Source organism: Sphingomonas sp. AX6, from assembly GCF_902506605.1.
Lineage (GTDB): Bacteria > Pseudomonadota > Alphaproteobacteria > Sphingomonadales > Sphingomonadaceae > Sphingomonas.
This window is the reverse complement of the sequence record NZ_LR733979.1, coordinates 2511351-2533851: the sequence shown is the minus strand read 5'-3', so window position 1 is coordinate 2533851 and position 22501 is coordinate 2511351. Positions and strand designations below refer to the sequence as shown.

Sequence of the window (22501 nt, the reverse complement as noted above, 5' to 3'; positions counted from 1 at the left end):
GAATGCGCGTCCTGCTGACCGGATCGTCGGGCTGGCTGGGACGCACTCTCGCGCCGATGCTGGCGGCGCGGGGGCACCGGGTGACCGGGCTGGACGTGGCACCGGGCGACCACACGCAGATTGTCGGCAGCATTGCGGAGCGTTCGGTGGTCGACCGCGCCTTTGCCGATCACGGAATCGAGGCGGTGATCCACGCCGCGGCGCTGCACAAGCCCGACATTGCTCGATACTCACGTCAGGCGTTCGTCGATGTGAATGTCACGGGCACGCTCAACCTGCTCGAGGCGGTGGTGGCGGCACGGCATCGGCGGTTCGTCTTCACCTCGACCACATCGCTGATGATCAGCCAGTCGATCCGCGACGAACGATCGGACCGAGCGGTGTGGCTGGACGAACAATCGGGGCCGATCGAACCGCGCAACATCTACGGCGTGACCAAATTCGCAGCCGAACAGGCCTGCCGGTTGGTGGCCGAGGAACATGGCCTGTCGGTGATCGCGCTGCGTACCGGACGATTCTTTTCCGAGGATGACGATACGCATCGCGCATTGTCGGGTGAGAATATGAAGGCGAACGAACTGCTCCATCGCCGCCTGACGGTCGAAGATGCGGCGGCCGCGCATATCGCGGCGTTGGAGCACGACGGGCCGGTGGGATATCATTTGTATCTCGCCGCCGCGCCGACACCGTTTTCACTTGAGGATGTCGTCGAGCTCGGTCGCGACGCCGCATCGGTCATTGCGCGCTATTTCCCGCACGCACCTGCGCTTTATGCCGCAAGGGGCTGGATGCTACCGCCATCGATCGGACGGGTTTACGATTCTTCGGCATTGTGCCGCGATCTCGATTTCCGTTTCGCGACCGATTTCGCGGGGGTAATCAGGGCGATGGAACGCGGTAAGCCACTGCCGTTCGCACATGACGCCGACTATGTTTCGCCTGCCGCAGGAATGTTTTCCTGAAACCAGCCGCTAACCGCAGTTATTCGGCAGTCGTGTCGATCTCGGGTTCGAGCAACCGGTGCAAATGCACCAGCACATAGCGCATCTCGGCGTCGTCGACCGTGCGCTGCGCGGCGGCGCGCCATGCCTTTTCGGCGCTTTCATAATCCGGGAAGATGCCGACCACGTCGATGTTTTTGAGATCGGTATAGTCGAGGGTGCGGGGGTCACTGACGCGACCGCCGAAGACGAGGTGCAGCTTGCTCATGATGGCTCCGGGGGAGAGGAATGCTGCACCGCCCCTAAGCGTCGAATCGCCGACGCTCAAGGGGGTGGGAGCCAATGCGGCGCGTTACTTGCGTTGACCGGCCTCGACCGCGGCTGCCTTTGCCGCATCGAAGATATGCGCGGCGATCGAACCGGCCTTGTCCTTGGCGCTCGACGTGTCGGGCTTCAGCGATGCGAACTCGGACTTACCGGTGTCGCGCGCCGCGATCGCAGCGGCCGTGGCACCCTCTGCCAGCCGCTTGCCGACGGTGCCGAGTAATTCTTCCTCGCGCTGGGTCTTGGGCAGAAGCGCGCCGATCACCGCGCCGATCGCGATGCCGCCTGCGACGACCGCCAGTGGATTGTCCTTCGCGCTCTTTTCGACCTTGGTCGCGGCCTTTTTCACGCTTTGCTTGCTCGATGCATAGGCGTCGCTGGCCTTGGCCTGCGCCTTGTCGATCGTGGTATTGATGTCGCTCATCTCACTTCCTTGCCTATGGCGCTGACTCGCGCCGTCATGCTCCAAACTCATCGGTGTCGTCGGGGGTTGCATCGCCGTCATCATCTTCGCGCCGGATCGCCCGCGCAATCGGTTTGCGCGCGAGCAATAGCCCGACGAGACCGATGCCGGCGGCGATCTTGCCCGGATGATTGCGAACCGTCTCGGCGCTGGAACGCGCGGCGGAAACCGCGGTTTCCTTCACCGTCTCGACCGCCTCGTCGCGCAAGTTTGCGGGGCTCAGCCGGTGTTGAAGCGTATCGAGCGTCGATTGAAACCTCAGCCTAGCTACCTCTCTTTTCGCCTGCGCGGCGATCAGGGTGGGGGACGCGTTCATGGTTCGACGACCTCGACGCTCGGCAGATCAGGCCCGGTCTTGGCCCGCTGGAAATGCGCTAGGCCGATTTTCGCCAGCACACCCCCGATGATGCTTGCAACTGCGACGACGATCAGCATCGACCAGAATGGCCCGACCCATGTCGCCAGCGACAGCACCAGCCCCACGAACAACGCGATCAGCGCACCGTGGAGCAGAACCAATCCGGCAACCAGAAACACGATTCCGCTTTTTGCTGCACGCATCCGCTCGCCTGCGAGCGCTTTGGCATAACAGATTTCGGCACGAGCATATCCCTTGCCGTCCTTGACCAGCCGACCGATCAGCGTCCCGATCCCGGCTTTTTCGTCCGGCTTATCGATCAAATCTTCCCCCAGGGACGGCATCAGGCGTCGTTGGTTGGCTTGCGGGTCGAATGACGCTCGCCCGCATCGGCGGCACCGTCGATCCCCGCCTTCACCACGCGTGCAATCACGAAGCCCAGTGCGGCGGCAATGCCGACGGCGACTGCCGGGCTCTTGCGGACGAACTGCCGGGTATCCTCCAGCAACTCGTCGACATTCTTGGTGTTGAGCGTGGAGGCGAAATCATCGACGAACTTGGCTGCCGAATGGGCGTACTGGCCGTATTGCTCGCCCAGTTTCTCATCGACGGTGTTGGCGGCATCGTCGAACAGCTTGGCGACCTCGCCCAATGCGCCCGATGCCTTTGACTTACCATCATCGGCGTAAAGCCGCGCCTTGTCGGCGGCGGTCTTGCCCAGCTTGCCCGCTTCGTCCTTGAAGCTTTGTGTCGCGCCCTTGAAACCGCCGGGATTGGTTTCGGCGTCCGTCATCGGCGTGGGTCGAACCGGCGTGGTGGTATCGTTCATGGCAATGGCCCTTTCTGCATTCATCCGAACAAACCAAGCGACCGACACGCGGTTCCATCCGCGACGCCACTTCGTTTGCGGTTCGCGACCGTCGGGGTTAGAGGCTGCCGCGACATTCGCCTTCCGCCATGATCTAGGGAGACCATTACGTGACCGCAATCATCGACATCCACGCCCGGCGTATTCTCGACAGCCGGGGCAATCCCACGGTTGAGGTTGATGTGCTGCTCGACGACGGTAGTTTCGGTCGCGCTGCGGTTCCCTCGGGCGCGTCCACGGGTGCCTATGAAGCGGTCGAGCGCCGCGATGGCGACAAGAGCCGCTGGCTGGGCAAGGGCGTCGATGACGCCGTCGAAGCGGTCAATTCGGACATCGCCGAAGTCGTGCTGGGGCTGGAAGCCGAGGATCAGGCCGAAGTCGATGCCGCGATGATCGATCTCGACGGCACCGACAATAAGGGCCGGATTGGCGCGAATGCGATACTGGGCGTGTCGTTGGCGGTGGCGAAGGCGGCGGCGGAAGCGCGCGGGCTGCCGCTTTATCGCTATATCGGCGGGGTTCAGGCGCATGTGCTGCCGGTGCCGATGATGAATATCATCAATGGCGGCGAACATGCCGACAACCCGATCGATTTCCAAGAATTCATGATCGTGCCGGTCGGCGCGGAGAATATCGTCGAGGCGGTGCGCTGCGGGTCGGAAATCTTCCACACGCTGAAGAAGGGGTTGAGCGAGAAGGGGCTTTCGACGTCGGTCGGCGATGAGGGCGGTTTCGCGCCTGCGCTGGCCAGCACCACCGATGCGCTCGATTTCATCATGTCGGCGATCGAGAAGGCTGGCTACACGCCTGGCGACGACGTGATGCTGGCACTCGACTGCGCCGCAACCGAGTATTTCAAGAACGGCAAATATGAGATGGTGGGCGAGGGCAAGTCGCTGAGCCCGATCGAAAACGCCGAGTTCCTCTCCGACCTGACGCGCCGCTACCCGATCTTCTCGATCGAAGACGGTATGGGCGAGGATGATTTCGAAGGGTGGAAGGCGCTGACCGACGCGATCGGCGACAAGGTCCAGCTGGTCGGCGACGATTTGTTCGTGACCAATCCCAAGCGCCTGGCGATGGGCATCGAAAAGGGTCTGGCGAATTCGCTGCTGGTCAAGGTCAATCAGATCGGCACGCTGACCGAAACGCTGGAGGCGGTCACGCTGGCGCAGCGCTCGGGCTATACCGCCGTCATGTCGCACCGTTCGGGCGAGACCGAGGATGCAACTATCGCCGACCTCGCGGTTGCAACCAATTGCGGACAGATCAAGACCGGCAGCCTCGCGCGGTCGGACCGGTTGGCCAAGTACAACCAGCTGATTCGCATTGAGGAGGAGCTTGGTTCGACCGCGCGCTATGCCGGGCGGAGCGTGCTGCGGCGCTAAGACAAGCATCGCGCGAACGGGGGGAAGACAGCGCGCGGTAGACCGGCGCGGGGCGTCGTGCGATCCGACGGACCTTCTGCCCCCCTAGCGTTCCGCACCCCCCTTGGTTACATGGGCCGCCAATTCGCGACTCTGACGGGATTCGGCATTTCCATGGACATCACCCTCGGCCTGACCTTCGACGACGTGCTCCTGCTCCCGCAGGAATCCGACGTGCTGCCGAGCCAGGCCGACACGCGGACGCAAGTGACCCGCGAACTCGCGCTCAACATTCCGGTGATCTCATCGGCAATGGATACGGTGACGGAGGCCGATATGGCGATCGTCATGGCCCAGTTGGGTGGGATTGGGGTGCTCCACCGCAACCTGACCGTTGAGGAACAGGTCGCAGCCGTCCGCCAGGTGAAACGCTTCGAAAGCGGCATGGTGGTTAATCCGATCACCATCACCCCGAACGCGACTCTGGCGGACGCGCAGGCTTTGATGAGCCGACACCGGATCAGCGGGATTCCCGTCGTGGAAAGCTCGGGCAAGCTTGTCGGCATCCTCACCAACCGCGACGTCCGCTTCGCCGAGAATCCCAATCAGCCGGTCGCCGAGCTGATGACTCACGACAATCTGGCGACCGTTTCGACCAGCGTTACGCAGGAGGATGCTCGGCGTTTGCTGCACCAACGCCGGATCGAGAAATTGCTGGTGGTCGACGATGCCTATCACTGTGTCGGCCTGATCACGGTCAAGGATATCGAGAAAGCGGTGACCTATCCCAGTGCGACCAAGGATGGGGCAGGGCGGCTGTGCGTCGCTGCGGCCACGACAGTCGGTGACAAGGGGTTCGACCGGACAGAGGCGTTGGTCGATGCCGAAGTCGATGTGATCGTCATCGATACCGCGCACGGCCACAACCGCGACGTCGCCCGCGCGGTCGAACGGGTGAAGAAACTTTCGAACAATGTTCAGGTGATTGCAGGCAATGTCGCGACCGCAGAGGCCGCGCGAGCGCTGGTCGATGCAGGAGCCGACGGGATCAAGGTTGGCATCGGTCCGGGGTCGATTTGCACGACGCGGATCGTCGCGGGCGTCGGGGTTCCGCAACTGACCGCGGTGATGAACGCTGCCGAGGAAGCCGCCAAGTCGGGCGTGCCGGTGATTGCCGACGGCGGTATTCGCACGTCGGGCGACGCGGCCAAGGCGCTGGCGGCGGGCGCGGGCACGGTGATGATCGGATCGCTGCTCGCGGGCACCGACGAAGCGCCGGGCGAATCCTTCCTGTATCAGGGCCGCGCCTATAAGAGCTATCGCGGCATGGGCAGCGTCGGCGCGATGGGGCGAGGTTCCGCGGATCGCTATTTCCAGGGCGATATCAAGGATCAGTTGAAGTTGGTGCCTGAAGGCATTGAAGGCCAGGTGCCGTATAAAGGGCCGGCGCGCGAAGTCGTTCACCAGCTTGTCGGTGGGATCAAGGCGGCGATGGGCTATACCGGCTCGGCCACGCTGCGCGACATGCGCGAGCGCGCGAAATTCGTACAGATCACCAATGCCGGGCTGAAAGAGAGCCACGTCCATGATGTGACGATCACGCGTGAGGCGCCGAATTACCCGACGCGGTGAGGGAAGGGGCGGAAGAAAGCAACACAGGTGGGTGCGCCGAAAAGCTGCTAGGGCACCGGAATACACAATATCGGAACCCCAGATGATCCCCGCTGCACGTACCCAGGCCGCCATCGAGTTGCTCGATGCGATCATCACCTCCGCCCGCGATGGCGGGGCCGCTGCGGACACCCTGATCGCACGCTATTTCGCGGATCGTCGCTATGCCGGGTCGAAGGACCGCCGCGCGGTGCGGGGGCTGGTCTATGACGCGATCCGTTTGCTGGGCGAGCGGCCTGAGAACGGTCGCGCGGCGATGTTGGCACTGGCCGAAACCAAGCCCGAGCTGACCGTGCATTTCGGTGGAGAGGGCCATGCGCCGTCCGCGATCGAGCCCGACGAACCGCGGGCGCGTACCGGACTGGTCCCCAAATGGCTGGGCCGGATGCTGACTGCAGGCGGGATCGACCGGGTCCAACAGGCGGCGTTGCTCGACCGCGCGCCACTCGACATCCGGGTCAACACGCTGCGCGGCGACGTCGCGACCGTTCGCGAAGCCTTTCCCGAAGCCGAGCCGATCGCCGGATTGCCCAATGGCCTGCGTCTGCCACCCGATTCTTCGATCGAACGCCATGAATTGTTCGAATCGGGGGCGATCGAGGTTCAGGATGCGGGAAGCCAGTTCGTCAGCCTGGCCAGCGCTGCCGCCCCCGGCATGACCGTCATCGACCTGTGTGCAGGTGGGGGCGGAAAAACGCTGGCATTGGCCGCGATGATGGAGAATCGTGGGCGGATCGTGGCTAGCGATATCGACCGCGGGCGGTTGTCGCGCCTGCCCGCACGCGCCGAACGGGCAGGTGTTACCATCGCGGAACCGCTGCTCCTCGATGGCGGACGCGAGGCGCATGCCCTCGAACGTTTTACCGCCAGTGCCGATCTGGTGCTGATCGACGCGCCGTGTTCGGGCACAGGCACTTGGCGACGCAACCCGGAGGCGCGCTGGCGGCTCAATCCCGATCGGTTGGCACGACTGACCGCGACCCAGTCCAGCCTGCTCGATCTCGGCAGCCGCTGCGTCAAGTCGGGCGGGGCACTCGTCCATATTGTCTGTTCGCTGCTGGATGCCGAAGGATGCGACCAGGTTGCGGCGTTTGTGACGCGCAATCCGGGCTGGACCGTTGTCGAAATCGACGGCGCGATCGGGGCGCCGCATGGTCTGGGACGTCGGCTCACCCCCGCTACCCACTCGACGGACGGCTTTTTTGTCGCGATGATGCGAGCGCCATGATAGCCCGCACGCCATCCCCTCTGGAGACCGTTATGCGTATCACGATCGTTTCCGCCGCCGCTGCCCTGGTGCTGGTCAGTTTTTCGACTGCGCTCCACGGCCAGCGTGCCGACGACCAGATCGACGCGCGCTCGACGGCGTTGCTTGAAGCGGGACGCGCGGCAAAGGCGTCGGGCAATCTGGAAGTCGCGGTCGATTCGCTCGAATCGGCGCTGGCCGCCGATCCGCGCAACCGAGAAGCGTATGTCGAACTCGGCAATATCGCGCAGACCCGCGAACTGCCCGGCAAGGCGATCCGCATGTACCGTGAGGCGCTGAAGTTGGAACCCAACGACTTGCAGGCGTTGAAGGGCCAGGGTGAAGCGCTGGTTGCGCGCGGCGCTGTCGCTCGTGCCAAGACCAATCTGGCCCAGCTTCAGAAACTCTGCACCACAGGATGCGTGGAGGCGACGCAGCTATCGGCAGCGATCGCAAAGGGGCCGGCATCTGCGCCGACCGCCACCGCCTCTGCGACGGCACCGGTCACCCGCATCCCGGATGCGCCCGCGCCTGAGGACAAGAACTAAGCGCGGCGAATTACCCCCATCCGCTCAATGCAAACGGGGTAGGGTTTCCCGGCGATGCTCAGGACAGTTTACGTGCGATTGCGACGAAATCCGCCACACTGACCGTCTCCGCCCGACGCGTCGATTCGATCCCCAGCGCGTCGAGCGCCGCCAGCGCACCAGGCACCGATTTCAAGCTCTGTCGCAGCATCTTGCGCCGCTGACCGAATGATGCGGCGGTTACGGCTTCAAGCTTGGCGAAGTTTACCCCCGCCGGTGCTTCGACCGGCAGGACATGGACCACCGCCGACATCACCTTGGGTGGTGGGGTGAAGGCCGAACGATGCACCGGCATCGCGATCCGCGCCGTCGATCGCCACTGTGCCAGCACCGCCAGCCGACCATAGGCATCGTCCCCGGCATTGGCGACGATGCGGTCGGCGACTTCGCGCTGGAACATCAGGGTCAGGCTTTGCCACCAGGGCATCCACGTCGCCGACAACCAGCCAACGAACAGGGCGGTGCCGACATTATAGGGCAGGTTGGCAACGACATGCGGTTTGCCATCGAACAGCGACGGCGCGTCGATTTCTAGCGCATCGCCCTCGATCACGCGAAGCTTGCCCGGATAGGCCTCGGCAAGTTCGGCAAGGGCAGGGATACAGCGCCGGTCGCGCTCGATCGCGGTGACGTTCGCGCCACCCGCGAGCAACGCTCGCGTCAGACCGCCCGGACCAGGGCCGATTTCGAGCACTTCGGCATTTTGCAGGTCGCCGGGAATCGCCGCGATCCGCGCCAGCAATTGCTGGTCGAACAGGAAATTTTGGCCAAGCGCTTTGCTGGCGATCAGGCCGTGCGCGCGGATCACCTCGCGCAGCGGCGGCAGGGTGCCGCTCACTTTGCCGTCCCGGTGGTTTTTGCGCGCCGCGCCGCCGCTTCGCCCGCCATCTTGATGGCAGCGATCATCGCGCCGGGCTCGGCAATACCCTTGCCCGCGATATCGAACGCGGTGCCGTGATCGGGCGAGGTGCGGACGATCGGCAGGCCCAGCGTGATGTTGACGCCTTCGTCGAAATGCAGCGTCTTCAAGGGGATCAGCGCCTGATCATGATAGCAGCACAAAGCCGCATCATAGGTTGCGCGCGCGCGGGGATGGAACATCGTGTCGGCGGCGAATGGCCCGCTTGCGTCGATCCCCTCGCTTTTCAGCCGTTCGATCGCGGGGCGGATGATATCGACCTCTTCGCGCCCGATCGCGCCTTCCTCGCCGGCATGGGGATTGAACCCCGCAAAGGCGAGCCGGGGGTCTTCGATCCCGAAATTCTTGCGCAGCCCACGTGCCGTGGATAGGCCGCGCGCCACCAGCAATTCGACCGACAGCAATTCGCTGACGCTGGCGAGCGGAACATGGGTGGTGATGGGGACGACGCGCAGCGACGGACCCGCGAGCATCATCACGGCATTGTCGGGGGATACGCCGCATCGCTCAGCGACGAATTCGGTCTGGCCGGCATGGGAAAAACCGATTGAGTAGAGCCGCGCCTTGGATACCGGGCCGGTGACGAGTGCGCATGCCGCCCCCGAGCGAGTCAGGCCGACCCCCATTTCCAACGCCATCAACGCGCTGCGGGCACCGTGGACGCAGGGGGTTCCCGGTTCCGACAACGCGGTGTCGGACAACGTCAGTACCGGCAGCGCCTTGCCGAACTGACCGCCTGCCTCCGATGGATCGGATATCGCCCAGACCGGACAAATGCCCAGCGTTTCGATCGCGCGCGGATCGCCGATCGCAAAAAATGGCGATAGGCCCGCCTTGCGCCGGGCCTTCCATGCCTTTGCGATGATTTCCGGACCGATTCCCGCCGGATCACCCATCGATATGGCGATGGGAGCCGTCATGCGATGTTTCCCTTCAGCCTGGATCAGCGATATTCGACCACGGCGTCGCGACGCAAATCGCGCAGCATCCGCTGCGCGCGCAGATTGACGCGATCCTGTTCCAGCCCCTGCTGGATGCGCTCCGCAGACGGCGCTGCCGACGACGCCGGATCGTCGCGACCGCAAAGGACAAGCGTGCGGACGCCGCTATCCACCGAACCGAAGGGCGGGGTTGCCTGACCGACCTGAAGCCCGATCATGATTTCCTGAAGCTGGGGCGGCAGATCGCGGATCCGCACGGCATCGTTATCGACGACATCCGCGCCGATCTGTTGCGCGACGGCCTGAACCCCGCCGCATCCGTTGATCGCCTGAACCGCCGTGGCGAACCGCGACACAGTCTGGCTCGCCTGAGCCTGTGTCGTGCCCGCGGGGAAGTTGAGCGTCAACTGACGAAGCGCCAGCACCGCATCGCGCGGATCGGCCATCAACACCTGGCGCTTGTCGGTCAGGTAGAGCACCGAATAGCCACCTGGTACTTCGATCGGTCCCGCAACCTGGCCGACTTCCATGCCTTGTGCGGCGCGCGACAGCGGCTCGGGAAGCATGGCGGCGCGAACCCAGCCCAGCGAACCACCGTTTGCCGCCGTGGTCGCCTCGGAGTTGGTCACGGCCAAGCCTTGAAAGCTCTGACCTTCGCGCATCGCTTGAATCATCGCTGCCATGCGCTGCTGAACCTGCGGCGCGGTCGAGGCATTGGCCGAGACGTAGATTTCGCTCAGCTCATATTCTTCCGTGCCCTTGGCGGCCTCGAGGCGCTGGATGACCGACTGAACTTCGGCATCCGACACGTTGATCATCGGTTCGACGCGACGCTGGAGCAGGCGGCTCCATGCAAGTTCGCCCTGAATCTGGCGGCGCATCGATTCTGCAGAAGACCCGGCTTGTTCGAGCATCGCAGTCAGCTGGTCGGGCGTCATCCGCATATTCTGGGCGACGCGGGTATAGCTCTGCGTCAATTCCTGCGGCGTGATCGTGATTTCGTTATTGCCCGCTTCCTGCACCTGCAGCGTTTCGTCGATCAGCTGACGCAGCACCTGAAGCCGGAACTGATCCATTTGTTCGGGCGGCACGCGAAGCCCGCGCAACGCCGAGATCAACGCCAGACGCTGATCGACATCGGTGCCGGTAATGACCGCTTCGTTCACTATCGCGGTAGGCTTGCGGATGTTGGGGTCCGCCTTGCCGAAAATCTGGAGGTTGTCGGGCAGGTTCAATCCGGTCTGCGGCACGCCCTGATCGGGCACGGTTTGTGCCGCAAGCGTGCCCGCAGTGAAGATCGAGACCGTGGCCAACAGGACGCGGAGCCGCGCCGAAAAACGATTCTTGCTCATGCTTGGATCGACAAACCTCTTCACACGTCGGGGGAGGACCGACGCTTGCCCTATCGCGCTAATTGCCTGAACGCAGGCTTAGCGCCCCAAATTCTTGAACGCCAGCGTCAGGAGGAACGAGTTCCCCCGACGCGCGTCGCCGGTATCCTCATAGTCGCGCTTCCACGTCAGGCCAAGCGTCAGGCAATCATCGTCATAAGCGACGCCCAACCGGTGGCGGATCGGATCGAAGCCGTCGGACAGCGACAGCGGATCTTCTTCGCGATCGGTCAGATCGACGATCGCCGAAGCGAACACCGACCAGTAGCGCGCGACCTGAACCCGGCCGCCGACGCGAACCTCCTCGCGGTCCTGCAAGTCTTCGAATAGCGCGTCGATGTCGCGGTTGAGGCGCAGATAGCCGACACTGGCATAGGTGCGACGCGTGCCGACGGTTGCATCGACTTCGTTGCGGCGGATCGCAAAGCCGTCCTTGTCGAGGCGATAACGGTGGGTGAAGCTGACGAATTCGCGCCAGCGGACTTCGGTACGCCCGACGAAATCGGACCAGCGATCGTCGAGCCCGGTGCCACTGGGCAACAGCGTCTCGCGCGTGGAGAGACGGTAGCTCTGGCCGATCGTTGCGTTGAGCGAAAATCCGGGCAGGTCGACAGCCCAGTCGGCCCCGTAAGTGATACGCGGCGAATCCTCGAACCGGTCGTAACCGGGGAAACGGTTGAGCGCGAACAGGTTCGAATCTTCCAGATCGACCGCGCGCGCATCCTCGTTCGGGACTTTCAGATTGGCGAGTTTGGGCGAGGCGACGATCTGGACCCGCGGGGTCAGCCGCTGGGTGCCGCCCAGAAACTGCCCGATGAACGGCCATTTGACGTCCAGTGCCACAGCCCCGATCGCGCGCGCACTGAACCCTTCGTCGCCACGATAGGAGGGGACGACGGTCGAGAGCGTGTCGTTGGTGTTGTACACGTCACCGCGCGCATAGCCGGTCAGCGTCACTTCCTGACCCATCGTCGTGATGCGCCGCCAGTCCCATTGGGCCGAGGCAAAGGCGCGCTGGGTGTCCTGCCCCTCGATCCGGGTCAGCGCCAGGGTGTTGAGTTGCAGCATCACGCGCGCGCCGTCGATGCCGCCGTCGATCCGCCTGCGATAATCGATCTCCGGCAGCGCGATCGGTTGCAGATTCGAATTCTCGCCGATCCGCATCGTCTGAACGGCCCAGCCCTGGATCGCGAAATAGCTGTCGCGGTCGATCCGTTCCAGCTTCACATTGTTGCGCAGGCGGTCCTCGCGAGAGATGTCGTAGCGGCGCAGAAAGGTCTGGTCGCTGGCAAGCCGGATCGATCCGCTCGCGCTCCAATTGGGATCGAACTGATAGCGGCCCGACGCATCAATGAAGCCGCGAAAGGCGTTTTCGGTATCGGCGTCGGTCGGCGTCACCAGGAAATCATCGGCACGGCGGCTATAGGTGCCGTACCCCGTCACGCGGAACGCACCGAGTTCGTTCAGTTCGCGGTATTCGGCTTTCAGCATCGGAAGCGCATTGGTGAAGACGTGAGGCGTCAGCGTCAGATCGCGATTGGGGCCGAACGACCAGAAATAAGGGACCGAGGCTTCGAGGCCGTTGACACGGTCCAACCGCAACGACGGCGCGAGCAACCCGCTCTGGCTGCCGTCGCCGATGGTGTGCGAAAAGCTGGGTAGCGGGATCGACAGCCCGAACAGCGTGAAGCGGGCACCCGAATAGCTGACTCGCTCGCGGTTGGGATCATAGACGACGCGAACCGCTTCGATCTTGAAGGTCGGCTCTTTGGGGCAGCCTTCGGGCGTGGTTACCGCGCACGGGGTATAGGCCGCATCCTGGACGTTGATAACGCCGCCCTCGACCCGCTCGCCGCGCCGCGCGGCCAGGCGTCCGCCCTGCTCAAGCACGACCAGCATGTTTTCGACCACGCCGTCGCGCAACGAATCGGTCAGTTCGATCCGGTCGCCATAGGCCACGTCCCCCTGGGGGTTGGTGACGGCGATGTTGCCTTCCGCCACCACCTGGCCGGTTTCGCGGTTCCAAACGACCCGATCCGCGCGCAGCCGTTCACCGCGACGGAACAGTCGCACGTCGCTGGTCGCGGTGACGACTTCGCTGTTGCTGTCATATTCCAGCACGCCTGCCGAGAATTCGATCTCATCCTCGCCCAGCGTTTGCGTCGTCGCGGTTGGCACGGGTGGATCGACCGGGCGATCCTGCAGATCCTGGGCGTAGCCGGGCGCACACCAGAGCAACGCGCTGACCGGTAGGACACTCGAAAGCAGAAAATTACGCTTCACAGGGCGAGTGTCTCCGACCGAACAGGCTGCGCGGGGCAGCAGCGCGCTATCGCACCCAAAAACCGGTTTCGCAATCGCCCAAACCCCTTTTGCGCTGGCCCTTCCACTCGTCTAAGCGGGGACAATGCCCATATGGCTTGTTCCATTACCACGAAGGACTCAATCCCCGATGAAAATCCAGTTTGCAACGAGCGTTCCCGACCATGCACCGGTGCTGGCGATCCCGGTCGCCAAGGACGGGATGGGATCGCTGGATGCAGCCAGATTCGGGGGCGATGCTGAACTGGTGAAGGGTGCAGCCGAAGCCGGCCGCTTCGACGGCGAAACCGGCGCGATCGTCGAGATTTTCGCCAAGCGCGGCACTGGGGTAGGGCGCATCCTGCTGATCGGAGTCGGTGCGGGAAGCGAAGTCGATTACGAGCGTGCAGGCGGTGCACTGACCGCGCGCTTCCTGATTTCGGGCGTGCGCGAGATTGTGGTCGATTTCTCGGGATTGGAAGCGACACCGTCTGCGACCGAAGTCGCGCGTTTCGCCGGGGCGGCCAAGCAACGTAGCTGGCGCTACGACATCTATCGCACCAAGCTGGCCGAAAAGCTGAAGCCGACGCTGGAGACGATCACAATCGTCGGCGCGCCTGACGGGATCGACGCGGCCTGGGCCAAGGCTGACGCGTTGGCGCAGGGGCTGGAATTTACGCGGATGCTGGTCGCGGAGCCCGCCAACATCATCTATCCCGAAAGCTTCGTCGAGCGCGCACGCGCCGAACTCGAGGGGACCGGGGTCGAGATCGACGTGCTGACCGAAGCCGAAATGGCCGAGCTCGGCATGCATTCGCTGGTCGGCGTGTCGCTGGGCTCCGAGCGCGAGGCTCGGTTGCTCATCATGCGCTGGCAGGGGAAGGGCGCGGGCGATTACGACCTGGCGTTCGTAGGCAAGGGCGTCACGTTCGACACCGGCGGCATCTCGCTGAAGCCCGGTCCCGGCATGGAAGATATGAAATGGGACATGGGCGGTGCTGGCGCGGTCGCAGGCGCGATGAAGGCACTCGCGCTGCGTAAGGCCAAAGCGAATGTGGTCGGTGTGTGCGGGCTTGTCGAGAATATGCCCGACGGCAAGGCGCAGCGTCCGGGTGACGTCGTGACGTCGATGTCGGGCCAGACGATCGAAATTCTGAATACCGATGCCGAAGGGCGACTGGTGCTGTGCGACGCGCTGACCTGGGTCCAGCGGAATTACTCGCCCAAGACAATCGTCGATCTGGCGACGCTGACGGGGGCGATGATCATCGCGCTGGGCAACGAACATGGCGGACTGTTCTCGAACGACGACAGTCTGGCCGATCAGTTGCTGGCAGCGGGCAAGGCGAGCGGCGACGCGCTGTGGCGCTTCCCGCTGTCGGACAATTACAACAAGCTGATCGACTCGCCGATCGCCGACATGAAGAATATCGGCCCGCGTGGCGCAGGGTCGATTACCGCGGCCCAGTTCCTGCTGCGGTTCATCGACGAAGGCGTGCGCTGGGCGCATCTCGACATCGCCGGCATGGTATGGGCCGACAAGCCAGGTGCGACCTTCGACAAGGGCGCGACCGGGTTCGGGGTGCGCGTGCTCGACCGGTTCGTCGCTGACAATCACGAAGGCTGAGCGGAAAGGGGCGGGGCCGTGCAGGTCGATTTCTATCACTTGACACGCTCCCCGCTCGACCGCGTCCTGCCGCGCATTGCCGAGCGGATCGTGGGCGATGGCGGGCGGTTGCTGGTGGTCGTGCGGGACGAGGCGCAGGCTGTGGCGATCGATAAATTGCTGTGGAGTTATGCGCCCGACAGTTTTCTGCCCCATGCGGTGGCCGGGGCGGGCGAGGATGTCGCGCAACCCGTGCTGATCGCGATTGGCGTGGACCCGAGCAACGGCGCGCGCCATGTGGCGCTGGTAGACGGCGAGTGGCGCGACGAAGCGCTAGGCTTCGACCGCGCCTTCCACTTTTTCGACCAAGGCGCAATCGGTGAGGCGCGTGCGGCGTGGAAAGCGCTTGCCGAGCGCGAAGGCGTCGAGCGGCGCTATTGGAAACAGCTTGAAACCGGCGGCTGGGAACAGGCGGCATAACCTCCCCCGTCACCCCGGCCGCAGTGCCGGGGTCCACTAATCCGCTTGCGCGCCACTAGCGGCTGTGGAGGTTACGATTGCCGCCCGGTGGACCCCGGCACTGCGGCCGGGGTGACGGTGGTTATCGGAGGCTAACCCGCCATCCAACCCGCCAGTGCTTCCTTTGCCCGCCCGGTGTACATCTTCTTGCGATCCGCCTTCTTGGTCTTGCCGGGGATCGGTGGGAACAGCCCGAAATTGACGTTCATCGGCTGATAGGTGTCAGCCTCCGCTTCACCCGTGATGTGCGACAACAGCGCCCCCAGCGCGGTTTCGCGCGGGGGAGCCTCCAACGTCCGGCCTTGTAACTCTGCGGCCGCAAATCGCCCCGCGAGCAATCCAATCGAGGCGCTTTCGACATAGCCCTCGCAGCCGGTAATCTGGCCCGCAAACCGGATGTGTGGCGCGGATTTCAGTCGTAACTGATGGTCCAGCAGGATCGGCGACTGAATGAAGGTGTTCCGATGCAAGCCCCCCAACCGCGCGAACTCGGCATTTTCGAGCCCCGGGATCGTGCGGAAAATACGGACCTGTTCGGCATGTTTCAGCTTGGTCTGGAAACCGACGATGTTCCACAGCGTCCCGTCCTTATTGTCCTGGCGCAGCTGAACCACCGCGTGCGGCCAGCGCCCGGTGCGCGGATCGTCGAGGCCGACGGGCTTCATCGGCCCGAAGCGCAGCGTGTCGAACCCCCGCTCGGCCATTACCTCGACCGGCATGCAGCCCTCGAAATAGGGCGTGTCCTTTTCCCAGTCGCGGAATTCAGTCTTTTCGCCGTCCATCAATGCCTGGTGGAACGCCGCATATTGCTCGCGGTCCATCGGGCAGTTGATGTAATCCTTGCCCTCGCCCTTGTCCCAGCGCGACTGGAACCAGGCGGTGTCGAAATCGATGCTGTCGCGGTGGACGATCGGGGCGATGGCGTCGAAGAACGCCAGATGATCGCTGCCCGTCGCACCCGCGATGCTGCCCGCCAGCGACGCCGCGGTCAGCGGGCCGGTGGCGACGATCGTCAGCCCCTCGGTCGGCAGCGCGTCGATCCGCTCGCGCACGATCTCGATATTGGGATGCGCGGCGAGCTGCGCCGTCACGCCTTCCGAGAAGCCATCGCGGTCCACCGCCAGTGCCGATCCTGCTGGCACCTTATGCACATCACCCTGCGCCATGATGATCGAATCGAGCGCGCGCATCTCGGCATGGAGCAACCCGACCGCGTTCGATTCGGCATCGTCTGAGCGAAAGCTGTTCGAGCAGACGAGTTCGGCAAGCCCGTCGGTATGGTGCGCGGGGGTGCAGTCTCCGCTGCCGCGCATTTCCGAAATGCGGACTTTCACCCCGGCCTGGGCAAGCTGCCACGCGGCTTCCGACCCGGCGAGGCCGCCACCGATGATGTGGATGTCATATGTGTTGGGCGTGTCGTTCAATGCTCGAAAACCTTGCGCGTGTGAAACGATCGAAATGGGTTAGGCTGGGCTAGGGGAGCCCGAGTCGCGCCTAGCAGGGCGGGGCAGGGAATTACAGACCGGGGGAAGCGATGCGGGCGATCTGGTGGGCGGCGTTGATAGCCGGGATCAGCTATTTCATCGCGGGCAAGGTGGGGCTTCAGGGTCCGGCGATGGTCGCGTGGAAGGGCGCCGGGGTCGGATTGCTCGCGATCTGGGCGGCGACGAAGGCAGAAAATACCGATGGCTGGGTGATTGCGCTGGTGCTGGCGCTGGGCGCGCTGGGGGATGTGCTGTTGGAAGTCGCGGGGCTGACAGTCGGCGGAATCGCATTCCTGGCCGGGCATGTCGTCGCGATCATCCTTTATCTCGGCAATCGCCGTCGTAAGCCGACCGCCAGCCAGAGCTTGCTTGGCGGCGCGCTGCTCGTTGCGACGCCGGCGATCTCGTGGATGGTCACGCGCGATTGTGGTGTGGCCGTTTATGCGCTGGCGATCGGTGCGATGGCGGCAGCCGCGTGGACGAGCCGCTTCCCACGCTATCGCACCGGATTGGGCGCGGTGATGTTCGTAACGTCCGACCTGCTGATCTTCGCTCGCATGGGTCCGCTGGAGGCGAGCCCGCTGCCGGGTTTGCTGATCTGGCCGCTATATTTCGGCGGTCAGGCCCTGATCGCGCACGGGGTCGTCCAAACGCTGGCGGTGCGGCGGTTCGGCAGTATTCGTCCGATGCAAGGTTAGAAAATCACTCCCAGCGAAGGCAGGATCGTCCCGCCAACGCGCACACCGCGCCGGTAAGCGCCATCACGCCCGCCAACCCATTGCCCGATTCGGAAAAGGGGAGGCCGATGGCGTAACCTGACAACGCGCCGACAAGTCCCCAAGCAACGGGTAGCCGCAGCGCATGGAGCGACGTTGCCATCGTCGAAAGCACGCCGACGCCGACCAGGCAGGGGATCACCGCCAAAATTGCACCGAACACTGCCGCCAAAACGCTCGCAGCCGCACTCACGACCAGTGTTTCGGGTCGGATATGCCGAACCGCTCCGGCCGATTGCGCCCATTCGTACAGCCCGAAGCTTAAAAGGAAGGCCGGACCGGCAGCGAGCGTTGCTGCCACCGTCGCCGATCGTATCCGTGGTTTGCCGGACATGGCCTTCTCCTTCGTCTCGCGCTGTTCAGACGTTGGGTGCGACTTCGGGGCGATCGTTGAACCAGCGCTCCACGGTGCGGCCGAAATGCGAGATCGCGCCCATGTTGAAGAAGTGCATCACGCCGATCACCAACACCGCCAATCCGACCTTTGCGCTGAGAAAGCGCATCGCATCCGCCAGCGTTTTGGGTTCGGTGCCAAGGCTGAGCGTCAGGGTGATGAAGCCGATATTGACGAGGTAGAAGCCGACGACGAGCAGATGATTGGTCGAGCGGGCGAGCTCGCGATTATGCCCGAAACACTGGGTCAGAAAGACTTCGCCATTGCTCGACAGCGTGCGCGCGACCCAGATCGTGATGCCGATGGTGATTGCCAGATAGAGGAGGTAGGAAATCTCGATCATTTTACTTCTCCCTCAGTCCCGTTGGTTCTGTAATTACCGAAATCACGTGACGTATGAAGTCGGGCAGGGTGACGGGAGCATCCTGCAAATCAGTCCTTTGGCTTGGAGCGTCCCCCGACAAAGCGGGCGACCGTGCCGCCCATCTTCATCAGCGAAACCAGCGTCGATTTGGGCAGAACCCGCACCTGGTCATGCCATCCTGCGAGCGTGCCGATGAATTCGTGCATCCGGATGATCCGTTCGCGAACGACGGCGGGGGCTTTGTCATCGGCGTTTAGCCGGCCGGCCAGTTCGCCCAGCAAAGCGATCGTTGGATCGATCTCGCGGCGTTTGCGTTCGGCGGAAATCTTCAGGAACATTTCCCACAGGTCGATCTCAGCGACGAAATGGTCGCGTCGATCGCCCTCGACATGCACCCGCCGCACGATACCGTAACCCTGGAGATCCTTGAGCGCGGTCGAAACGTTCGAGCGCGCGAGCGTCAGCGTTTCGGCGATATCCTCGGCGTTGATGGGACGATCGGACAGATAGAGCAGGGCATGAACCTGCGATACCGACCGGTTGACGCCCCATTGGGTGCCCATTTCCCCCCAGTGGAGGATGAACGCCTTAGCGTCAGGATGATCGGCGATCTGTGCCATTGGTTGTTTCTGTAAAGACAGAAATAGACGATGTCAAATGGCAATCGATCGGCAGGGGGCTGATTGCCCCGCTTATCCCGTTCGTTTAGAGCGAAGTCGAGAAACGCTCGCCCACGCCAAGCCGACGTTTACCGACCTCACTCGAAACGAACGGGAACGCGGGACGGGAAGAACGGCCTAACCCGCGACAGGCAACCGCACGCTTCCGTCCTCGTCGCGTTTCAATGCGCCGTATGCGGTCACCACGCATAGCGGCAGCACGCCGTAGATGTGCGCGAACAACTGGCCACCGCGGGCTTCTTCCCACTTCACGCGCTCGCCGAGCGCTTCGAGATCGACCGCCGCGACCCACAAATCGCTTTGCTCGGCGAAATGCTTGTCGACGGTTTCGGTCAACTGTTCGGCGGTCGACAGGTGGATATAGCCATCGGCGATATCGACCGGCGCGCCTTCGAACTCGTCGTCCTCCAGCGCCGCCATCTGGTCGGCGGTCAGCACCTTGAATGCTGTCGTTGCGCGGCTCATTCGCCGTCCTCCGGGCCTGACGCCAGGTCGGTTGCGGTATCGCCGTCGGGGGCGGTGTCGCCGCCTTCGACGCCGTCGCCCAGGTTCACCTCGGCCTCGTCCTCGGTTTCCTCGATCTTGGCAGCGGAGACCACATGTTCGTTGTCGGCGACACGGAAGATGGTGACGCCCTGCGTGTTGCGCCCGGCGATGCGAATGTCGCCGACCGTGGTGCGGATCAGTTTCGCCTGATCGGTGACGAGCATCAGTTGCTCGCCATTATGCGCGGGGAAGCTGGCGACGACGGGACCGTTGCGATCCGACGTCACGATGTTGGTGATGCCCTGACCGCCACGATTGGTCTTGCGATATTCGTAAGCCGATGTGCGCTTGCCATATCCGTTGGATGTGACGGTGAGGATGAATTCCTCCGCCGCCTCGAACTCGGCCATGCGTTCGGGCGTCAGCGTGACCTCCCGGTCGCCTTCCTTCCACGGAGCGGCACGCAGATAGTCCTCGCGTTCTTGCGGGGTCGCGTCGAAGCCGCCCAACACCGATAGCGAGATCAGTTCGTCACCGTCCTGCAATCGGGCGCCGCGCACGCCGGTCGAATCGCGGCTCTGGAATTCGCGCACATCGGTTGCAGAGAACCGGATCGCGCGCCCGTTGCGCGTTGCGAGCAGCACGTCGTCAGCCTCGGTCAGCAATGACACGCCGATCAGGCGATCGTCCGAGCCTTCCTCGAACTTCATCGCGATCTTGCCGGAACTGCGAATGTTGGTGAACGCATCCATCGAATTGCGGCGCACCGATCCCTTGGCGGTCGCGAACATGACGTGCAGGTCGGCCCAGCTCGCCTCGTCCTCGGGCAGCGGCAGCACGGTCGAGATTGTCTCTCCGTTCGCCAGCGGCAGAAGGTTGATCATCGGCCGCCCGCGCGTGGCGGGGCCACCTTCGGGAAGCCGCCACACCTTCATCCGGTACACCTTGCCGTGCGTCGAGAAGAACAGCACCGGCGTGTGGGTGGAGGTGACGAACAGCGAGGTGATCGCATCTTCGTCCTTGGTGGTCATGCCCGCGCGGCCCTTGCCGCCGCGCTTCTGCGCGCGGAACGTGTCGAGCGGAGTGCGCTTGATATAGCCCTGGACGGTCACGGTCACGACCATGTCCTCGCGCTCGATCAGGTCTTCGTCCTCGATCCCATCCATCGCCGCGCCGATTTCGGTGCGGCGCGGGGTGGCGAATTCGTCTCGGACGGCGACCAGTTCCTCACGCATGACGGCATAGAGCCGCGCGCGGTTACCCAGGATTTCGAGCAGTTCGGCGATCGTGTCGGCCAATCCGCTCAGTTCGTCGCCGATCTCGTCGCGACCCAACGCGGTCAGGCGGTGGAGCCGCAGGTCGAGGATCGCGCGAACCTGGATTTCGGACAGCTTGTAGGTGTCGCCGTCAATCTCGGTTTCGACCGCTTCGACCAGTTTGATGAACGGCGCGATCTCGGCAACCGGCCATTCGCGATCGAGCAGCTTGGCGCGCGCTTCGGCGGGCGACGAGGATCCGCGAATGATGCGGACGACTTCGTCGAGATTGGTGACCGCGATCACCAGGCCGAGCAAGATGTGCGCCCGGTCGCGCGCCTTGGCCAGTTCGTACTTCGAGCGGCGGGTAATGACTTCTTCGCGGAAGGTGATGAATGCGCTCAGAATGTCGCGCAGACTCATCAATTCGGGGCGACCGCCGCGGATCGCGAGCATGTTGGAGGCAAAGCTCGATTGTGCCGGGGTGTGCCGCCACAATTGGTTGAGCACGACGTCGGGGGTCGCGTCGCGTTTCAGGTCGATGACGATCCGCACGCCTTCGCGGTTCGATTCGTCGCGAATGTCGCTGACGCCCTCGATCCGCTTGTCCTTGGCGGCCTCGGCAATCTTTTCGACCAAGCCGTTCTTGCCGACCTGATAGGGGATTTCGGTAAGGATGATCGAGCGCCGGTCGCCGCGCTGTTCGGTGGTGTGGCGTGACCGCAGGATCACCGATCCGCGACCGGTTTCGTGTGCCAGTCGGCACCCGGTACGCCCCAGGATCATCGCGCCGGTCGGGAAATCGGGGCCGGGGACGATTTCGGCCAGTTCCTCGTTGGTCAGCGGATCGCCGCCTTCGGTCGAACGGTCGATCGTCGCGATGCACGCGGTGACGACTTCGCCCAGATTGTGCGGCGGGATGTTGGTGGCCATGCCGACCGCGATGCCGCCCGCGCCGTTTACGAGCAGGTTCGGAAAGCGGGCGGGGAGGACGGACGGCTCGCGTTCCGACCCGTCGTAATTGTCCTGAAAATCGACGGTATCCTTGTCGAGATCGGATAGCAGTTCGTTCGCGACCTTTGCCAGCCGCGCTTCGGTATAGCGCATCGCGGCGGGCGGATCGGGGTCCATCGATCCGAAGTTCCCCTGACCGTCGATCAGGGGAACGCGCATCGCCCAGTCCTGGGTCATGCGGGCGAGCGCTTCGTAGATCGAGCTGTCGCCGTGCGGGTGATATTTACCGATCACGTCGCCGACGATGCGCGCCGATTTGCGGTAGGGCTTGTTGTAGGTGAAGCCGCTCTCGCTGGCGGAGAACAGGATCCGGCGGTGCACCGGCTTCAATCCGTCGCGCACATCGGGCAGCGCGCGGGCGACGATAACCGACATGGCATAGTCGAGATAGCTCGACTTCATCTCTTCGACGATCGAGATGGGGGAAATGTCGGATGCGTCGGCGAGGAGCGTCTCGTCGGTCAAATTCTGGTGCTTTCGGGCTGTGTTTCAGTAATGAGACCGCTCTAGCGACCGGACCACCCAAAGCCAAGCCTCGCGCGCGT

At 63.7% G+C, this 22501-nt stretch carries 23 protein-coding genes; 8 read left to right on the top strand and 15 right to left on the bottom strand.

The features are described 5' to 3' along the window. The first annotated feature begins 2 nt into the window (after positions 1-2). The gene (locus ENHY17A_RS12235; RefSeq protein ID WP_159713080.1) at positions 3-962 is read left to right on the top strand and encodes an NAD-dependent epimerase/dehydratase family protein; all 960 of its coding nucleotides are present in this window, start codon (positions 3-5) and stop codon (positions 960-962) included. A gap of 19 nt (positions 963-981) precedes the next feature. Here ENHY17A_RS12235 and ENHY17A_RS12230 read toward each other — a convergent pair whose 3' ends face one another. The 5 genes from ENHY17A_RS12230 to ENHY17A_RS12210 form a co-directional block, all read right to left on the bottom strand. Further along, positions 982-1209, bottom strand: a complete 228-nt coding sequence (locus tag ENHY17A_RS12230; RefSeq protein ID WP_159713078.1) for a DUF4170 domain-containing protein — start codon at positions 1207-1209, stop codon at positions 982-984. 84 nt (positions 1210-1293) lie between these two features. Beyond that, complete coding sequence (locus tag ENHY17A_RS12225) at positions 1294-1689, bottom strand: hypothetical protein (protein ID WP_159713076.1); 396 nt, start codon at positions 1687-1689, stop codon at positions 1294-1296. Positions 1690-1723: 34 nt separating this feature from the next. After that, positions 1724-2044: a DUF3618 domain-containing protein gene (locus tag ENHY17A_RS12220; RefSeq protein WP_159713074.1), complete on the bottom strand. Its 321-nt coding sequence runs from the start codon at positions 2042-2044 to the stop codon at positions 1724-1726. Further along, entirely contained in the window at positions 2041-2409 is a 369-nt protein-coding gene (locus ENHY17A_RS12215; RefSeq protein ID WP_159713072.1) for a phage holin family protein, read from the bottom strand. The genes ENHY17A_RS12220 and ENHY17A_RS12215 overlap by 4 nt, the downstream gene beginning before the upstream one ends. Positions 2410-2429: 20 nt before the next feature. Beyond that, on the bottom strand, positions 2430-2915 hold the full coding sequence (locus ENHY17A_RS12210; protein WP_159713070.1) for a hypothetical protein: 486 nt from the start codon (positions 2913-2915) through the stop codon (positions 2430-2432). A gap of 149 nt (positions 2916-3064) precedes the next feature. On the opposite strand from ENHY17A_RS12210, the gene eno reads away from it, so the two are divergent. The 4 genes from eno (at position 3065) to ENHY17A_RS12190 (ending at position 7786) form a co-directional block, all read left to right on the top strand. After that, complete coding sequence (gene eno, locus ENHY17A_RS12205; protein WP_159713068.1) at positions 3065-4342, top strand: phosphopyruvate hydratase; 1278 nt, start codon at positions 3065-3067, stop codon at positions 4340-4342. A gap of 153 nt (positions 4343-4495) precedes the next feature. After that, entirely contained in the window at positions 4496-5953 is a 1458-nt protein-coding gene (guaB, locus tag ENHY17A_RS12200) for an IMP dehydrogenase (protein ID WP_159713066.1), read from the top strand. 82 nt (positions 5954-6035) lie between these two features. Further along, positions 6036-7220: an RsmB/NOP family class I SAM-dependent RNA methyltransferase gene (locus ENHY17A_RS12195; RefSeq protein WP_159713064.1), complete on the top strand. Its 1185-nt coding sequence runs from the start codon at positions 6036-6038 to the stop codon at positions 7218-7220. Positions 7221-7252: 32 nt separating this feature from the next. Next, positions 7253-7786, top strand: a complete 534-nt coding sequence (locus ENHY17A_RS12190) for a tetratricopeptide repeat protein (RefSeq protein WP_159713062.1) — start codon at positions 7253-7255, stop codon at positions 7784-7786. 58 nt (positions 7787-7844) lie between these two features. On the opposite strand, the gene rsmA is transcribed toward ENHY17A_RS12190, so the two are convergent. The 4 genes from rsmA to ENHY17A_RS12170 form a co-directional block, all read right to left on the bottom strand. Continuing rightward, positions 7845-8663: a 16S rRNA (adenine(1518)-N(6)/adenine(1519)-N(6))-dimethyltransferase RsmA gene (gene rsmA, locus ENHY17A_RS12185; RefSeq protein WP_236547925.1), complete on the bottom strand. Its 819-nt coding sequence runs from the start codon at positions 8661-8663 to the stop codon at positions 7845-7847. Beyond that, the gene (gene pdxA / locus ENHY17A_RS12180; protein WP_159713060.1) at positions 8660-9664 is read right to left on the bottom strand and encodes a 4-hydroxythreonine-4-phosphate dehydrogenase PdxA; all 1005 of its coding nucleotides are present in this window, start codon (positions 9662-9664) and stop codon (positions 8660-8662) included. Before pdxA ends, rsmA begins: the two co-directional genes overlap by 4 nt. Positions 9665-9687: 23 nt before the next feature. Next, positions 9688-11037 (bottom strand): peptidylprolyl isomerase, encoded by a 1350-nt coding sequence (locus ENHY17A_RS12175; RefSeq protein WP_159713058.1) that lies wholly within the window; start codon positions 11035-11037, stop codon positions 9688-9690. A gap of 78 nt (positions 11038-11115) precedes the next feature. After that, positions 11116-13359, bottom strand: coding sequence for an LPS-assembly protein LptD (locus ENHY17A_RS12170; protein WP_159713057.1), 2244 nt, complete (start codon positions 13357-13359; stop codon positions 11116-11118). 169 nt (positions 13360-13528) lie between these two features. Here ENHY17A_RS12170 and ENHY17A_RS12165 point away from each other — a divergent pair, with 169 nt between their 5' ends. Continuing rightward, the gene (locus tag ENHY17A_RS12165; RefSeq protein WP_159713056.1) at positions 13529-15004 is read left to right on the top strand and encodes a leucyl aminopeptidase; all 1476 of its coding nucleotides are present in this window, start codon (positions 13529-13531) and stop codon (positions 15002-15004) included. 18 nt (positions 15005-15022) lie between these two features. Next, complete coding sequence (locus ENHY17A_RS12160; protein ID WP_159713055.1) at positions 15023-15463, top strand: DNA polymerase III subunit chi; 441 nt, start codon at positions 15023-15025, stop codon at positions 15461-15463. 131 nt (positions 15464-15594) lie between these two features. Here ENHY17A_RS12160 and trmFO read toward each other — a convergent pair whose 3' ends face one another. Next, positions 15595-16926 (bottom strand): methylenetetrahydrofolate--tRNA-(uracil(54)-C(5))-methyltransferase (FADH(2)-oxidizing) TrmFO, encoded by a 1332-nt coding sequence (gene trmFO, locus ENHY17A_RS12155; RefSeq protein ID WP_159713054.1) that lies wholly within the window; start codon positions 16924-16926, stop codon positions 15595-15597. Positions 16927-17036: 110 nt separating this feature from the next. Here trmFO and ENHY17A_RS12150 point away from each other — a divergent pair, with 110 nt between their 5' ends. After that, entirely contained in the window at positions 17037-17684 is a 648-nt protein-coding gene (locus tag ENHY17A_RS12150; protein WP_159713053.1) for a lysoplasmalogenase, read from the top strand. A 4-nt stretch (positions 17685-17688) separates the two neighbouring features. Here the strand turns inward: ENHY17A_RS12150 and ENHY17A_RS12145 are convergent, their stop codons facing one another. From ENHY17A_RS12145 to gyrA, 5 genes are all read right to left on the bottom strand, one after another. Continuing rightward, entirely contained in the window at positions 17689-18096 is a 408-nt protein-coding gene (locus ENHY17A_RS12145; protein WP_159713052.1) for a hypothetical protein, read from the bottom strand. Between the two features lie 25 nt (positions 18097-18121). Then, positions 18122-18499: a hypothetical protein gene (locus ENHY17A_RS12140; RefSeq protein WP_159713051.1), complete on the bottom strand. Its 378-nt coding sequence runs from the start codon at positions 18497-18499 to the stop codon at positions 18122-18124. A gap of 89 nt (positions 18500-18588) precedes the next feature. Continuing rightward, positions 18589-19140, bottom strand: coding sequence for a GbsR/MarR family transcriptional regulator (locus ENHY17A_RS12135; protein WP_159713050.1), 552 nt, complete (start codon positions 19138-19140; stop codon positions 18589-18591). A gap of 177 nt (positions 19141-19317) precedes the next feature. After that, positions 19318-19665 (bottom strand): DUF952 domain-containing protein, encoded by a 348-nt coding sequence (locus ENHY17A_RS12130; protein ID WP_159713049.1) that lies wholly within the window; start codon positions 19663-19665, stop codon positions 19318-19320. Continuing rightward, complete coding sequence (gyrA, locus tag ENHY17A_RS12125) at positions 19662-22421, bottom strand: DNA gyrase subunit A (RefSeq protein ID WP_159713047.1); 2760 nt, start codon at positions 22419-22421, stop codon at positions 19662-19664. The genes ENHY17A_RS12130 and gyrA overlap by 4 nt, the downstream gene beginning before the upstream one ends. Positions 22422-22501: the final 80 nt, after the last annotated feature.

Excerpts from the sequence above, each read along its gene's own strand:
- pdxA (WP_159713060.1), bottom strand. The coding sequence starts at position 9,664 with ATGACGGCTCCCATCGCCATATCGATGGGTGATCCGGCGGGAATCGGT.
- ENHY17A_RS12175 (WP_159713058.1), bottom strand. The coding sequence starts at position 11,037 with ATGAGCAAGAATCGTTTTTCGGCGCGGCTCCGCGTCCTGTTGGCCACG.
- ENHY17A_RS12165 (WP_159713056.1), top strand. The coding sequence starts at position 13,529 with ATGAAAATCCAGTTTGCAACGAGCGTTCCCGACCATGCACCGGTGCTG.
- ENHY17A_RS12230 (WP_159713078.1), bottom strand. The coding sequence starts at position 1,209 with ATGAGCAAGCTGCACCTCGTCTTCGGCGGTCGCGTCAGTGACCCCCGC.
- ENHY17A_RS12235 (WP_159713080.1), top strand. The coding sequence starts at position 3 with ATGCGCGTCCTGCTGACCGGATCGTCGGGCTGGCTGGGACGCACTCTC.
- ENHY17A_RS12130 (WP_159713049.1), bottom strand. The coding sequence starts at position 19,665 with ATGAGCCGCGCAACGACAGCATTCAAGGTGCTGACCGCCGACCAGATG.
- ENHY17A_RS12135 (WP_159713050.1), bottom strand. The coding sequence starts at position 19,140 with ATGGCACAGATCGCCGATCATCCTGACGCTAAGGCGTTCATCCTCCAC.
- ENHY17A_RS12225 (WP_159713076.1), bottom strand. The coding sequence starts at position 1,689 with ATGAGCGACATCAATACCACGATCGACAAGGCGCAGGCCAAGGCCAGC.
- ENHY17A_RS12145 (WP_159713052.1), bottom strand. The coding sequence starts at position 18,096 with ATGTCCGGCAAACCACGGATACGATCGGCGACGGTGGCAGCAACGCTC.
- guaB (WP_159713066.1), top strand. The coding sequence starts at position 4,496 with ATGGACATCACCCTCGGCCTGACCTTCGACGACGTGCTCCTGCTCCCG.
- ENHY17A_RS12220 (WP_159713074.1), bottom strand. The coding sequence starts at position 2,044 with ATGAACGCGTCCCCCACCCTGATCGCCGCGCAGGCGAAAAGAGAGGTA.
- ENHY17A_RS12190 (WP_159713062.1), top strand. The coding sequence starts at position 7,253 with ATGCGTATCACGATCGTTTCCGCCGCCGCTGCCCTGGTGCTGGTCAGT.
- ENHY17A_RS12195 (WP_159713064.1), top strand. The coding sequence starts at position 6,036 with ATGATCCCCGCTGCACGTACCCAGGCCGCCATCGAGTTGCTCGATGCG.
- ENHY17A_RS12150 (WP_159713053.1), top strand. The coding sequence starts at position 17,037 with ATGCGGGCGATCTGGTGGGCGGCGTTGATAGCCGGGATCAGCTATTTC.
- ENHY17A_RS12210 (WP_159713070.1), bottom strand. The coding sequence starts at position 2,915 with ATGAACGATACCACCACGCCGGTTCGACCCACGCCGATGACGGACGCC.
- ENHY17A_RS12140 (WP_159713051.1), bottom strand. The coding sequence starts at position 18,499 with ATGATCGAGATTTCCTACCTCCTCTATCTGGCAATCACCATCGGCATC.